This is a genomic window from endosymbiont of Acanthamoeba sp. UWC8 (assembly GCF_000730245.1).
In the GTDB taxonomy this organism is placed as follows: Bacteria; Pseudomonadota; Alphaproteobacteria; order Rickettsiales; family Midichloriaceae; genus Jidaibacter.
This window is the reverse complement of sequence record NZ_CP004403.1, coordinates 603,830-617,820: the sequence shown is the minus strand read 5'-3', so window position 1 is coordinate 617,820 and position 13,991 is coordinate 603,830. Positions and strand designations below refer to the sequence as shown.

Genomic DNA, 13,991 nt, shown 5'->3' with positions numbered 1-13,991 from the left:
TAAAACATTTATTACTAGTTAAGAGTCTATTTTTTTAAGCTAAAAGATCATACAACTTCTTGTATATAACAAATAACTTTAACAAAAGGGTGTAAGGGCATTGATAAGGTAAGAGGCGGGGGAGTATATATTAGTCTTTAAGGCAAGATAAAAGAGTTCTCCTTAACATATTGGGTACACGGCTACACTTAAGGAGCAATCAGGGTTTGAAGTGGGGGAAAAGAAATAGCGTGCACTCTGCTAATTTTTACAACAGCAAAAAATTATTTTCCATCCTTAGTCAATTTTACTTTAAATTTTAAAATAAACCTTTACTGAAGATTTTCTAAAAGTGAAAAATGAAATTGTATAATTTTCTTTAAATATTGCAATCACAAAGTTTCCCCAAGGTATCCCCGGAAAGTTTTATGATTTTATAAAAACGCTGAAACACTGGGAAATATTTGGTTGCGGGGGCTGGATTTGAACCAACGACCTTCAGGTTATGAGCCTGACGAGCTACCGGGCTGCTCCACCCCGCGTCAAATATAATTGAAAACATAATATACTCTATTGTTTTCAATTATGCAAGCTTTGATAAAAATATTTAGTCAAAATAATTTAGCTAAATTATTTTTTATTCAACGTTGCCCACTTCTTTTGCAATATCAATCGGGCTTTTGTACTCTTTATCATCAAAGCGGCTTAAAACACTTAATACATCTGAGGGAGCCCCGTTTTCCTTAGCAGTTTTTTCAAGATCCGCTTTGCCGGCAGGATAATGAATCCCTTTAAGATAACGCTCAACGGCAGCAGGGCTTGCTTTTTCAGGATCACCCCTGCCACCCTCGCTAGTTTTTTTCCCGCCTTCAACTCTTCCGTCTTTTGTATCTTTTACCATTTTTTACTCCCGGAATTATTTTTGAACTAACTTATAAATTTTTAACTTATTTACAAGTTTTTAGAAAAGTGATTTTAAAGGGGTTTTAATGTGGACAAAGGTATAATGGCTATTTATACACTTATTTTACTTAAGAATAAGAATAAATATTAAATTGATAAATAATAATTTTATAATATATTAATATAATAAGAATGTTAGATATAAATGCCAGTATGAAGATCTTTGTATCAGCGAGTACTTCACTAAAAAATAGTGCAAACTGGTTAGCTTTTTTTTCAAATAAAATAATGAATATGGGCTATATAGTAAATGGGATAGCATTAACTTATGGAGCTATTTGCATTAACAGCCAAAACCAGTTACAAGACGGGAAAGCAATAAGAGCACCTGAAGTAAAAAATATGGCAATAATTTCCGTTTTAGGGCTATTAAGCTATACTACAAGCGGCGCTTTATATTTAGCGGAAGAGAGCCTTGAGTACCTGGCCGAAAAAATAGACCAAACGAATGATTTAATTGATGATACATTAAACTATACTATAAATTTAACTCATAGTATTTTTTATTAATATCTCATTTATTAATTATTATTTATTAAATATATGTTACTATTAAATATATTAAAGGTATATGTTTAATAAACGGTGTTTTATGGGTAAATTAATAGTCAAAGAATATCAGGAAAATATAAAAAATCTTTTAAATGAACTTAACTTTGTAATTAATGAATCAAAACACATTGCATCAGCTGATAAGGTGGAGACGGATTTTTTACCTGAAGTTTCTTCGGTGAATAAATCTCTGGTTATGAAAATGCTACAGGATATAGGGGTAAGCCCAGATAAAGCTAAGCAGCTATTCCAAATAGAAAATTTTAGCTTTCAAGCGCTGGGGGAAGGAAAATATAATAATCATGAAGCAATGCAAGATTTTAAAGTATTGAGCTTAATGCTTGATCCTAAGTTTTTAGACATAATTAGCGGCTATGCCGCTTCCTCTTTGAAAAACAATGCTTTCAACAAATATAAATTAAACAGCCTCAAAGAATGGAAAGAAAAATTAAATAACCTGAATAAACAAAAAGAAGATAAAGCCAAAGAGATTGGTGACTTAAAGCAATTTTTAAATCTAATGGATAGTAAAAAAGAAGATGTATTAAAATCCATAACAAGTAATTTTAGTAAGATAATAAAGGAAGGTATTTTACATTTTGAAAAACTTGATGTTTTGGAAACCGGATTAGCTGAACTATTAAATAAGGCGCATAACAAGGAATTAAAAGTAGTAGAAAATTTAATTAATTCTCTAATTAAAGACTCTAACAAGCAACTTGTTGAAGTTATGCAATGGGAGGATAAACTGAATGATTTTTTAAAAATAAATAGCTTTAATTCTTTTCAAATAAATGAAATTAATAAATTAACCGAGGCAAATGTCGAAGAGATTCTACCGCCATTAAACTTCGAGATAGAGCTTAATAAACTTATTGCAGCAGCAGGGTTAAGAAAGAAAGAGCTGCAATCACTGACCGCAGAAGCGATCGGAGTATTAAATACGATTGATTCAGCTAAACAAGGGCAACTTCTAAGAGAAATATCTTATAATTTAATGAAAAATAAGAATGAGTCTTCCTTTCACTCTGAGGAAATGAAGAATGTTATTAAAAACTTTAAAGAAGAGGTGGAGAGCCAATTAAAAAGTGAATTTATAAACCCTGAAAATAAAATAAAAAGTGTGAAGCAGGCAAAAGAGTTGATAGAGCAGGAGATAATAAGTAGAGAAAGCGAAATAGATGAGATTACAAAAGATGTCTATAAAGAATTGAATAACCGCTTTGATACCAAGGGAATCGGAAATGAAGATAATATCCTGACTTTAGTTAAAGGCTATATATTCGAAGTAAAACTTGAAAAAAATAACTCTATAGCTGAAAAGCTTAGTAATCAGAAATATGTTAGTCAACTTATCGATTCGGAAACTAAGCTTAGAGAGAAACTTATAGAAAAAATAAATAAGCTGCCGGCAAAACAAAATGATAATAAAAGTGTAAAAAGTAGTATTCTTGAAAAGGAACTTAAGGAGAAAGAAGAGGTTATTAAGCAGCTGAGCTTGTGGAGCGCTAAATTTAAAGGTGACAAGATATTTAAAAAAGTAACCGATATATTGAAAGAAAATAAGCTGAGCTTAGAAAAAAATGCGAATGAAGTTTTATTTCAAAAACAAGTAGAAGAGATAAGTAATAAGTATAGTAATTATGATTTCTTTGCATATGGGGAGCGAATTCAAGATAAGCTATTTAGCAAACAAGGGGAGTGGTACCCGTTTACTACTGTTGTAGATAGTATTAATACAGGATTAGATATAATAAAAGGAATTCTTACCGGAGAAGCATCCGCAGAACTGCTTTCAGGTAAAAAATTTAGCAAAGGGATATCATGGAGTAAAAAGGTAAGTGGAAATATAGATTCCGCTTTAATGGAAGAGTTAGATGCAATTAAAGAAAAAAGCTTTGAAAAATTAAATAGCCTTATAACTAAGCAGGGCTTTATTAATACTGATCGAGAAGATGCTATTACTATAAAGCTTAATCATAATAAACTAGCTGCTTTCTCAAAAATTTTTAAATTTCAACCTGTTATGCTAGGTAAGAAAAGCACTGAAATAATTAACAAATTTGATGCCTATGAAGCAAAGCACATCCATCCGATTTTAAAGTTTAATTTTGCTGATAAAATAAAAGCAAAAATAAAAAACCACATAAATATATTTGAAGAAGGAGCCCGGGAGCAAATTAGTATTATTGAAAAAAATATAGAAGCTTCCGCAAATGATGCAAGAGCTGGTATTATATTAAAAGTTACTGAATTATCTTCCGAAATGATTGGGGCAATTATAGGCAAGCAATTGAATCAAATCAATGAAGCCCTTAAGCAGGATATAAGCAATGAACTGAGAGCATTTAAGCTGGAAGCGATTGATAGGTTGCATTATTATTTGCCTGCTGATGAAAGTATAGATCCTGAAAAACTTCATCAAACTTTAGAAAAAGTAATGAAAGAAGTTTTTGAGTATCAGGCGGAATTATTGAAGAATCTTCCGGATAAATATACTAAAATTATTGATGAGAAATTTGTCCTATTTCTTTCTGATGCCCTGGAAAAGATATCCCCGGCAATAATGGAGTTTATTGACAAGCAAGGTAGACAAATTATAGATGAATATGAAACGGGGTTTTCCGGTATTAATATTAACTTGATCGAAGAAACTAAAGAGTTCTTTGGAATTAAAGTTGACCGAAACGGCAATGAATATATTGAACAAGAATCACTATTATATAAGGTAAAAGAACTTTTCGGTATTAAACATCAATATGAAAACTTAAAAAGCTCCCGGGTTCTTACTGAGGAAAGTGTTGAACACCATACTAATTTGCTATTTAAAGATATAGTTTTCAATACCGCCGAACTTAATAAAAAGTTAAGCAACATAGAATATTTAGAAAGCTTTGATCTTAATACGCTGGATGAAACAGATAAAGAATTCGTTTCTAAACTCAAATTCATGAGGCATGTGGAAAAAATGCATACAATTTATGAGAAATTGGAGGTATTGGAAAAGCAGAGCCATTTAGAAAATAATAATAGCTTTAATTTAGAAAAGGCTCCTAATTTAAGAGATCTGCTCGATCATAGCGATTGGTGGAATCTGAAGCAATACTCCGCGGCTTTTGTAGATAATACTTATGATACCATAAATAATTATTATAAATTTTATTTTGATTCCTCATCCGATAATGTAAAAGCAGCACAAGATGATGTTGCTCAATATGTTAATTCATTTCATAATATCGTTGAGATGGCAAAGGTAAAAATATTCGTAAATCTGGTAGAAGCTAAAAAACAATCTAATTTATGCACTTTAACCAAAAATAACCAACCTGTAGATTGTAATAAAAATTATGAATCATCTTTAAAACAATTCATTAATTTATTCCCTCAATATAAAAAGGATTCAAGTTTAATTAAGGATAAAATATTTGAGCTATCATATGAGGAAGCAAAATTATTTTACAGCTATCAAATACCGGTGCCTGAAATTAAAGACAAGCAAATTTGGGAACAGGTTTATGAGGAATATATAAATCTAGCTGAACATATTACTCATGATTTTAGTGAATAGCTATACCAAGCTAAATTAATAAATAATGAACCATATGCTTAAGTTTATAGTTCATTTCTAACTAATAAGGCTAGGTCGTATACTTTATTTTTTGTCAACGCCAAAAGAGTTTGAAATTTCTGCAACAGCATCTTTTAAGCTAGTTTTCTGTCGCAAGAGTGATTTTAATAACTCTTTAATATGTTGCTCATCTATTTCTTTATCGGCTTCAGTTTCTATTAATACTACTATTTCTCCTCTTATTTCATCTTTTGAGGAATAATGATTAATCAGTGATGTGAAATCACCTCTGGTAATCTCTTCAAACCTTTTGGTCATTTCCCGCGCTACACATACTTGTGAGGTAGGGAATATTCTACTTGCAGTTTCCAAGGTATCAAGCAATCGTCTGGGACTTTCAAAAAAGATTAAAGTGGTTTCAAATTTTTTATATTCCAATAAAGTTTTTTCTTTGGCAGCCTTTTCATGCGGTAAAAATCCTAAAAAAGAAAATTTTAAGCTTTTGAATCCGCTTAAAACTAAGGCATTAATCAATGAACATGCTCCAGGCAGAGATTCCACTTTTATGCCGCGTTCCATCGCTTTATTAACGAGCTTATAGCCGGGATCGGAAAGAATGGGAGTACCTGCATCAGAAACCAGAGCGATTGACTGGCCTTGTTCAATGAGGGTAAGGCACTTCTCGATTTTATTATCTGAAGCATGGTCATCAAATTGGAAGCATTTAGTGTTAATTTGATAAGCGGAAAGCAACTTTTGCGTAACCCTGGTATCTTCACATAATATAAGATTAACTTTTTTTAAAGTATCTAAAGCTCTTAAAGTAATATCCTCAAGATTGCCGATCGGAGTAGCAATTATAAACAAAGCGTTAGATATGCTTGAAAATTCATTTTTTTTATTTATCTTATGCTCGTACATTAATTTACAATTATTATTTATGTTGAAGAAAATTTTTATAGTTTTATCCTTATTAACACTATCCGGCTGTACTAGCAATAATGTTGATAATAAACAAGTTGAACTTCAACCCATCCCGGAAAAAAATGTTTCAGAAAACCAACGAAGATTAGATGTTGCTCTTCTCCTACCGCTCTCAGGGGAGCATACCGAGATAGGTGATAACATGCTGCAAGCTACCCGATTGGCTCTTCATGAATTAAAAGTAAGCCAAGTTGATATCAACCCGATCGATATCGGAAGCGATATAGCTCATCCGGAAGAAATTTTAAATTTATTGGATGAAAAAAAATATGATATTATTATAGGGCCTATATTTTCCCATCATACCAAAGTAATTTACAGTTATGCTTACAAGCATCAAATCCCGCTTATTTCCTTTTCAAATGATATTAGTTTATTAAATAATGAGGGATTATTTTTGATCGGGATAATGCCTGATCAAGTTATTAACAGAGTTGTAAATTACGCTGCACTGGAAGGATATAATAAGCTCTTCGGATTGTTGCCTGAGAACAGATATGGCTTATATGTTGAAAACATTCTTAAAAACAATGCGGAAGAAGGTAATTATCAAGTTATAGATATAGCTAGATATATTCATTCTCCTGATACCGTCTTAACAAATGCTCAAAATGCTTTAACTATAATTAAAGCTGCTATATTGAAGCAAGCGGCAGTTGAAGGAAATAATACAAAAAGCTTTGCCCTTCTAATGCCTGAGGGGGGAGAATTTACCTATGAAATTACAAAAGATATGTATGATTGGGCAGAAGAAAATAAAATTAAATTAAAATTCCTCGGATCCCCGCAATGGGATAATAAAAAACTGGTTTCAGCAAAACATTTAAACGGTGCTTGGATTGCAGCCGCTCCGAATTTACATTTAAAAAATTTCGAACAACGATTCTATGATAACAATAGCGCAGAACCATTCAAGATATCAGCTCTTGCTTATGATGCAGCAGCATTACTTGCGGTGCTATCAACTAAAGATAATATTTTAGAAGCTTTGTTGGATGATGGCGGGTTTCAAGGGGCTTCCGGTATCTTCAGATTTAAAAAAGACGGTAGCAATGAAAGAATGCTTTCTATATTTGAAATCGAAAAAGGTGAATTGAAGGAAATTGATCCCGCTGGCTCAAATTTTTAATTTACGATTCTAGTAAAAACCCTTTAAATAAATTTTAAAGGGTTCTCATTAATTTATAACTCATCATGCGTGTTAGTAATTGAAAATGAAGTAGAGAATATATCCGTTCCTTCAGGAGAGTTTAAGCATTCACGCTCAGCTTTATATATAGAGAGCGTTGAATAAAACTCAGGTGTATCCCCAAAACACTGTTTATATGCTTCAAGGGTAATAGCATATTTAGCTCCGTATTTAGCCAGGCATTCAGATTCTTTAGAATTTGAATAACTTTTTATAAATTGATAAAATTCTTCAGTTTCTGGGGGGCATTTATGAAAATACAATCCTGTTTTCGTATCAGTATTAACCAAATAACCTTGAGGTCCTGTATCTTCAAGAAATGCATAAGACCATGCATTTTCTCCTTTGTCGTCAACACAAAGTTTTAGGGTGTTTGGAAGGAATTCTAAATTTAAGTTAATAAAATCCTCATGTTCCATGCTTTGAGTGAAAAATGCTTGTTCATTATTTTTATCAAGATTAAAACACGGTTTCATATATTCCGTAAACATAAACGTGTATATGTGATTTGTAACTGATTCAGCTATTTTATTATATGTAAATGAGGATAACGAATATACAAGATTTTCAGCTATATCATACGGTTTATAAACTAAGGAAACGAGCGTAGTTATTTTAGGCTCTATATTTTCTTCATATGTACTGAAATATTTCAGGTAGCTATTTAAAGCCTCCATTGAATATTTAAAGCGGTAATAATTTCCCGTATAATCTAATGCAATATGACCGGCTCCCATTATTAAAGCAATAGTATCGTGGTTTGTAAAGCGTGCTATTCCATAAGGGATTAATAATATGTATTTTGCTACTTTAAGTGCAAGTATATTGTAAATTTTATTAATTTCGGTTTCGGGTATGTAAAATCCAAATGCATCGTTGTATGGTAAAGTATTGCGAGGGGTTTTAGGATTATTATTCTTTAAGCTGTTACTTGGCATTATATAAATAGGAGATTATGTGTTTATAGATGGACTATATACTAAATATGTTAAAATTTTATTATGGGAGCCGCAATTTTATTATATAATTAATTTTATAATAGCTAAAGTTCAGCAAGCAAATTTGCTCTTAGGTCATTAGATCCATATTTGGATTTATCTATTCGGAAGTGTATATATGAGTTGCTAGAGTAAGAATAGTCACTATTAAGAGGCATAGGCCGGTTTGAAAGATTTTTTAGCGTTCATCTTTTTTCTTTTTTATTAACCCTTCATTATAAGTTACATTCCTGATAAGCTTCATTAGAGAGTAAATAGTGTACTTGAGCAGGTTCATGGTTAAGATTGCTATCACTCAGAAATTTTACTGCTTCTACGGTGGTATTAGGACAGTGATTATATATCCCGGTAAGGGATTTGCTATCGATTAAATGTAAGGTATACCCATCTTTATTAGCAAGCTCAATCCATTTTTCTTGTGTACTGCTATCAAGACACAGTTTTTTGTCTTTAAGATCAAGAAAATTAACCTGTTTATATTCGTTCGGAATAAAGCTTTTTACTAATAATTGTTTACCTTCACCAAGTTTAAAGCAAGGTGTATCAGCTTCATATTCGATAAGCGGAAGGATACCGGTAAATTCGGTTGTTTTTAAATCTTCTTTATGAGAAATTAATTCCTTATCTGGTTTAGTAAAGATTTCAAAATAACGTATAACTAATTGAGTAATCTCTTCAATATTACTTAATTTAAAATCCAAAGATACTTCTACAGCATGAAAAATTATAATACTAAAAACAATATTTGATAATGAAGGCGGTAAATCAGTGAATGTTGCAAAATAATAGAATTGGTAGTAAGTTTCTGCGATTAAAGCTGTATTGTATATAAATTCCGCTGAATATAATTTTATTAATTCTCAAGAGTAAGTTTTTTTTGGGGTTATCATCGGGGGTATTCATGTACAAATTAGTAGTATCTTTGATAAAAGTTATAGTCATTAACTTAAGTAACTCCTCATATCTCATGCCGTTAGCTTTATTCGAGCTAGCGTAAAAAAGTATTGCATTAAAAAGATAAGGCTTAACTCTACTTAATGAAGCATTTTGAGTTCCTTCAGTTTCCTTACTATACATTAACTCAATAGTATTTTTAAATGACATTCTACAACTTCCTAAGTATATTATTAAAATTAAGCTATATTGGGAGCTGTTAAATATAAAAAGTTAAGTTATATTAAATTATGTTAACTAGATGTTAAGAAATTAATAAGCTTGATGACTAAATAAAAGTATAAATATAAAATATCCTCTCAAGAATACCTTTATATCCTTAACCGAAAATAATAGTTACATATAAAATTTCTTGCATATAAATCTTTTGGGCATTATCTATATCATATCAAATATTTTTATAAACGGATAATGCAAGAGCTAGTATTTTATTCTTTTGCCATATTGATTGTGCTTTCTGCGCTGATGGTGGTTAGTGTTAAAAACCCGGTGCATGCAGTGCTATTTTTAATTTTTGCATTTTTTAATGCAGCCGGATTATTTATATTAATCGGTGCAGAGTATATAGCAATGACCTTGGTTATAGTTTATGTAGGAGCAGTCATGGTGCTTTTCTTATTCGTTATCATGATGCTTGATGTTGATTTTGCAGTTCTTAAGCAAGGGTTTCTTAAAACTATGCCGCTTGCTGTCGTGCTCGGGATAATTATTTTTGTCGAGCTTTTTTATGCTATAAAAGCATCTGATAATATTGCATTTAACTCTCCCCTCCTTTTGGATCCTAACATTCCTAATACCCAAGCTTTAGGGCTTAGAATATATACAGAGTATTTCTTTGCTTTTCAGGTTTCAGGGTTAATTTTACTTGTAGCTATGATCGGTGCAATCGTGCTTACCATAAGACATGAAAAGAGAGTAAGACGGCAAAACATACATACACAAATAACCAGGAAAAAAGAAGATACGGTTAAACTTGTAAACGTAAAAGTCGGAGAAGGAGTGGATATTTAATGAAGACAATGTTATTCGGAAATATCGGTTTAAATCATTATTTAACCTTATCAACAATTTTATTTGTTATCGGAGTATGCGGGATATTCATTAACCGCAAAAGTATTATCACTATTTTAATGTCAATCGAGCTTATGCTGCTCGCGGTTAATATTAACTTCGTGACCTTCTCGGTAGTGCTTAATGATTATTACGGGCAAATTTTTACTATATTTATACTGACCGTGGCAGCGGCGGAAGCGGCGATCGGGCTTGCAATACTAGTCGTTTACTTTAGGAATAAAGGTGACATTGACGTTGAATCAGTTAAAGCGATGAAAGGGTAGGGGTTATGAGCTTAGAGTTATATGCAATACTATTAGTTTTTTCTCCTCTCGTTGCAGCAGCTATTGTCGGGTTTAATACGCGTATAATAAGCGATTATTCAGCGCAAGCAATTACCTGTAGCGGAGTAATTATTTCAGCATTATGTGCAGGGATGCTTTTTAAATCAGTGGCTTTAGATGGTGCGATAGTTCATATTAAGCTTCTGGAATGGATTAAGAGTGGCAATTTTATAGTTGACTGGTCTATTTATATAGATGTGCTGACTTCAATGATGCTCTTATTAATTACTTCAGTTTCCGCTCTAGTACATATCTACTCGATCGGATATATGAGTCATGATGCACATAAGCCGAGGTTTATGGCATACCTTTCTTTATTCACTTTCTGTATGATTATGTTAGTTTGTGCCGATAATCTGGTGCAGCTTTTTTTCGGATGGGAAGGAGTAGGGTTAAGTTCTTATCTTTTAATCAGCTTTTGGTATAAACGTGAGAGTGCAAGCTCAGCAGCAATGAAAGCTTTCCTGGTAAATAGAGTAGGAGACTTCGGTTTTGCGCTTGGAATATTTTTAATTTATCTGACCTTCGGAAGTGTGGAATTTTCGCAAATATTTCCGCAGATTCCGGGAAAGTTAAATCAGACGATTCCCTTTATGGGCTGTGAAGTAAGTACTATTACCGTGATATGCTTGTTATTGTTTATCGGATGCATGGGTAAATCCGCGCAGCTCGGCTTGCATACATGGTTGCCCGATGCTATGGAAGGGCCTACTCCGGTTTCTGCGCTTATTCACGCTGCAACCATGGTAACAGCCGGTGTATTCTTAACTGCAAGGTGTTCGCCTCTTTTTGAGCATTCAGAGGTTGCGCTAAATGTAATAACTGTAGTTGGAGCATTTACTTGTATTTTTGCTGCAACCGTGGCATTGGTGCAAACTGATATTAAAAAGATTATTGCTTACTCAACCTGTAGCCAACTCGGCTATATGTTTTTTGCAAGCGGAGTTTCCGCATATGCCGCCGGTGTATTTCATCTGCTTACCCACGGATTCTTTAAAGCCTTACTCTTCTTGAGCGCGGGAAGTGTGATCCATGCAATGAGTGATGAGCAAAATATTAATAAAATGGGTGGTATTCGGAAATTAATACCTTTTACCTTTGTTATGATGTGGATTGGTTCTCTTGCTTTGGGCGGAATATATCCGTTTGCAGGGTTTTATTCTAAAGATATTATATTAGAATCAGCTTATGCAGCAGGATCTATCTATGGGAAAACTGCCTACTGGCTTGGGATTAGCGCGGCTGTACTTACGGCTTTTTACTCTTGGCGCTTATTAATTTTAGTATTTCAAGGTAAAACTAGAGCGAGTAAAGAAGTTATTTCTCACGTGCATGAATCTCCGCTTTCTATGACGGTTCCGTTACTTATTCTGGCGGTAGGTGCTGTATTTGCAGGATATATCGGATATAATACACTCGATATAGTAAACCCGAACGGGGAATTCTGGAGGAGCTCAATTGTTTGGCTTGAGCATCATAACACTTTAGAGAAAGCTCATCACGTTGAAGCATGGGTGAAATGGTTACCACTTTTTGCAGGTATATTCGGAATTTTTACGGCATATGTTCTTTACATGTTTGCACCTAATCTACCTAACCAAATTCAAAGAACATTTAGTGGAGTATACAAATTCTTATTTAACAAATGGTATTTTGATGAGCTGTATAATGTGCTGTTTGTAAAATCTTCCAAGTTGCTCGGATTAAAACTATGGAAGATAGCAGATGCAAGAATAGTTGATAGTATACCGAACGGAGCAGCGCTAACTTCATATAGATTTGCAAGAGTGGTAAGCTTTTTGCAGACCGGTTATATTTACCACTATGCACTTGTAATGCTTTTAGGGCTTGTATTATTATTAACATGGTCACTTATTAGGATTTGATGGTTTATGAATAGTTTTCCGATTTTAACAGTTTTAATTTTGCTTCCGCTTATCGGAGCTGCTTTAATCTTTATTACTAATAACGAAAAAAAATCCTTATTACTTATAAAGTCTCTTGCCCTTATCACCACACTTATAGAGTTCATAGTCTCGCTTTACGTATGGGGGTTATATGACCCTAATAACGCTTCTTTACAATTTGTAGAGAAAAAAGCTTGGATAGATGGTTATAATGTTCATTATTCGCTTGGTATTGACGGGATATCAATATTCTTTGTTCTGCTTACGACATTTTTACTTCCTATTTGTATTCTTGCCGGTTGGAATAGCATTAAGAAGCGCGTAAAAGAGTATATGATTAATTTTTTAGTATTGGAAGCATTAGTAATTGGTACCTTCTGTGCAGCGGATATTCTTTTGTTCTTTATATTCTTTGAAGCTGTTCTAATTCCTATGTTTTTAATTATCGGTGTTTGGGGCGGAGAAAAAAAAGTTTATGCTGCATTCAAATTTTTTCTTTATACTTTTTTCGGTTCGGTGTTTCTATTGATCTCTTTTATATTTATATATTATCACACCGATACAACCGACATATTTGAGTTATATGATATACTTCCCACCTATACTTTAGAAGTGCAGAAATGGTTATGGCTCGGGATGTTTATTTCTTTTGCGGTAAAAGTTCCGATGTGGCCGGTTCACACCTGGCTTCCTGATGCGCACGTACAAGCTCCGACTTCAGGATCGGTAATATTGGCGGGTGTATTATTAAAATTAGGCGGGTACGGGTTTTTAAGATTTTCTTTACCTATGCTTCCCGAGGCATCTCACTATTTCGCCGATATGGTGATAATTCTAAGTATTATTGCTGTAATATATACTTCACTTGTTGCATTGATGCAGGAAGATATGAAAAAGTTAATCGCTTACTCTTCGGTCGCCCATATGGGCTTTGTAACTGCCGGCATTTTCGCTTTCACGCAACAGGGAATTGAAGGAGCAGTATTTCAGATGGTTAGTCATGGTTTGGTCTCAGGTGCTCTATTCCTTTGTGTAGGAGTAGTTTATGATAGAATGCACACCAAAGAAATCGCATTTTATAGTGGATTAACCAGCTTAATGCCTAAATTTGCACTTGTGTTTATGGTTTTTATGCTTGCTTCCGTTGCGCTCCCCGGTACCTCAGGGTTTGTTGGGGAATTTTTAGTATTACTCGGTGTATTTGAAGCAAATAAAATTTATGGTGCATTAGTTGCCACGGGAATGGTTTTGGGAGCCGCGTATATGTTATGGCTCTATGCAAGAATAATGTTTGGAGAAGTAAAAAATGAAAAGCTTGCCTTGATTTCCGATTTGGATAAAAGGGAAGTTGCCGCATTTCTTCCACTCTTGTTCCTGGTTATTATTTTAGGGATTTATCCTAAGGTTATAACTAAAAATATCACAAGCTCCGTTGAGGTGCTGAAAGATATTGTAGACCAAAGTGCTATAAATGATATAAATGATACAAACTATTAACTT

The 13,991-nt window shown here is 33.1% G+C and carries 12 protein-coding genes and 1 tRNA gene; 7 read left to right on the top strand and 6 right to left on the bottom strand.

Annotated elements, in window-relative coordinates; translation table 11 throughout:
- Positions 1-444: 444 nt before the first annotated feature.
- Both I862_RS02995 and I862_RS02990 read right to left on the bottom strand, forming a co-directional pair.
- A tRNA-Met gene (locus I862_RS02995) sits at positions 445-521 on the bottom strand.
- Positions 522-616: 95 nt separating this feature from the next.
- Positions 617-880 (bottom strand): DUF2795 domain-containing protein, encoded by a 264-nt coding sequence (locus I862_RS02990; protein WP_052646347.1) that lies wholly within the window; start codon positions 878-880, stop codon positions 617-619.
- 215 nt (positions 881-1,095) lie between these two features.
- On the opposite strand from I862_RS02990, the gene I862_RS02985 reads away from it, so the two are divergent.
- A complete protein-coding gene (locus I862_RS02985; RefSeq protein ID WP_038538840.1) occupies positions 1,096-1,452 on the top strand; it encodes a hypothetical protein in 357 nt (118 codons plus the stop codon).
- Positions 1,453-1,534: 82 nt separating this feature from the next.
- Complete coding sequence (locus tag I862_RS02980; RefSeq protein WP_038538837.1) at positions 1,535-5,062, top strand: rhoptry family protein; 3,528 nt, start codon at positions 1,535-1,537, stop codon at positions 5,060-5,062.
- Positions 5,063-5,146: 84 nt separating this feature from the next.
- Here I862_RS02980 and rsmI read toward each other — a convergent pair whose 3' ends face one another.
- Entirely contained in the window at positions 5,147-5,983 is an 837-nt protein-coding gene (rsmI, locus tag I862_RS02975) for a 16S rRNA (cytidine(1402)-2'-O)-methyltransferase (protein WP_052646346.1), read from the bottom strand.
- A gap of 19 nt (positions 5,984-6,002) precedes the next feature.
- Here rsmI and I862_RS02970 point away from each other — a divergent pair, with 19 nt between their 5' ends.
- Complete coding sequence (locus I862_RS02970) at positions 6,003-7,175, top strand: penicillin-binding protein activator (protein WP_158499258.1); 1,173 nt, start codon at positions 6,003-6,005, stop codon at positions 7,173-7,175.
- A gap of 53 nt (positions 7,176-7,228) precedes the next feature.
- Here I862_RS02970 and I862_RS02965 read toward each other — a convergent pair whose 3' ends face one another.
- The 3 genes from I862_RS02965 to I862_RS02955 form a co-directional block, all read right to left on the bottom strand.
- Entirely contained in the window at positions 7,229-8,173 is a 945-nt protein-coding gene (locus I862_RS02965; protein ID WP_038538832.1) for a hypothetical protein, read from the bottom strand.
- Positions 8,174-8,448: 275 nt separating this feature from the next.
- Positions 8,449-8,934: a hypothetical protein gene (locus tag I862_RS02960; protein WP_038538828.1), complete on the bottom strand. Its 486-nt coding sequence runs from the start codon at positions 8,932-8,934 to the stop codon at positions 8,449-8,451.
- A gap of 64 nt (positions 8,935-8,998) precedes the next feature.
- Positions 8,999-9,337 (bottom strand): hypothetical protein, encoded by a 339-nt coding sequence (locus I862_RS02955; RefSeq protein WP_038538825.1) that lies wholly within the window; start codon positions 9,335-9,337, stop codon positions 8,999-9,001.
- A gap of 261 nt (positions 9,338-9,598) precedes the next feature.
- On the opposite strand from I862_RS02955, the gene I862_RS02950 reads away from it, so the two are divergent.
- Genes I862_RS02950 through I862_RS02935 form a run of 4 tightly spaced genes read left to right on the top strand, consistent with a single transcriptional unit; the run spans position 9,599 to position 13,988 of the window.
- Positions 9,599-10,198, top strand: coding sequence for an NADH-quinone oxidoreductase subunit J (locus tag I862_RS02950; RefSeq protein WP_038538823.1), 600 nt, complete (start codon positions 9,599-9,601; stop codon positions 10,196-10,198).
- Positions 10,198-10,524: an NADH-quinone oxidoreductase subunit NuoK gene (nuoK, locus tag I862_RS02945; protein WP_038538820.1), complete on the top strand. Its 327-nt coding sequence runs from the start codon at positions 10,198-10,200 to the stop codon at positions 10,522-10,524. Before I862_RS02950 ends, nuoK begins: the two co-directional genes overlap by 1 nt.
- Before the next feature lie 5 nt (positions 10,525-10,529).
- On the top strand, positions 10,530-12,470 hold the full coding sequence (nuoL, locus tag I862_RS02940; RefSeq protein ID WP_038538818.1) for an NADH-quinone oxidoreductase subunit L: 1,941 nt from the start codon (positions 10,530-10,532) through the stop codon (positions 12,468-12,470).
- A gap of 6 nt (positions 12,471-12,476) precedes the next feature.
- The gene (locus tag I862_RS02935; protein WP_038538815.1) at positions 12,477-13,988 is read left to right on the top strand and encodes an NADH-quinone oxidoreductase subunit M; all 1,512 of its coding nucleotides are present in this window, start codon (positions 12,477-12,479) and stop codon (positions 13,986-13,988) included.
- Positions 13,989-13,991 lie beyond the last annotated feature (3 nt).

Coding starts and splice junctions, on each gene's coding strand:
- I862_RS02990 (WP_052646347.1), bottom strand. CDS start 880: ATGGTAAAAGATACAAAAGACGGAAGAGTTGAAGGCGGGAAAAAAACT.
- I862_RS02985 (WP_038538840.1), top strand. CDS start 1,096: ATGAAGATCTTTGTATCAGCGAGTACTTCACTAAAAAATAGTGCAAAC.
- I862_RS02980 (WP_038538837.1), top strand. CDS start 1,535: ATGGGTAAATTAATAGTCAAAGAATATCAGGAAAATATAAAAAATCTT.
- rsmI (WP_052646346.1), bottom strand. CDS start 5,983: ATGTACGAGCATAAGATAAATAAAAAAAATGAATTTTCAAGCATATCT.
- I862_RS02970 (WP_158499258.1), top strand. CDS start 6,003: ATGTTGAAGAAAATTTTTATAGTTTTATCCTTATTAACACTATCCGGC.
- I862_RS02965 (WP_038538832.1), bottom strand. CDS start 8,173: ATGCCAAGTAACAGCTTAAAGAATAATAATCCTAAAACCCCTCGCAAT.
- I862_RS02955 (WP_038538825.1), bottom strand. CDS start 9,337: ATGTCATTTAAAAATACTATTGAGTTAATGTATAGTAAGGAAACTGAA.
- I862_RS02950 (WP_038538823.1), top strand. CDS start 9,599: ATGCAAGAGCTAGTATTTTATTCTTTTGCCATATTGATTGTGCTTTCT.
- nuoK (WP_038538820.1), top strand. CDS start 10,198: ATGAAGACAATGTTATTCGGAAATATCGGTTTAAATCATTATTTAACC.
- nuoL (WP_038538818.1), top strand. CDS start 10,530: ATGAGCTTAGAGTTATATGCAATACTATTAGTTTTTTCTCCTCTCGTT.
- I862_RS02935 (WP_038538815.1), top strand. CDS start 12,477: ATGAATAGTTTTCCGATTTTAACAGTTTTAATTTTGCTTCCGCTTATC.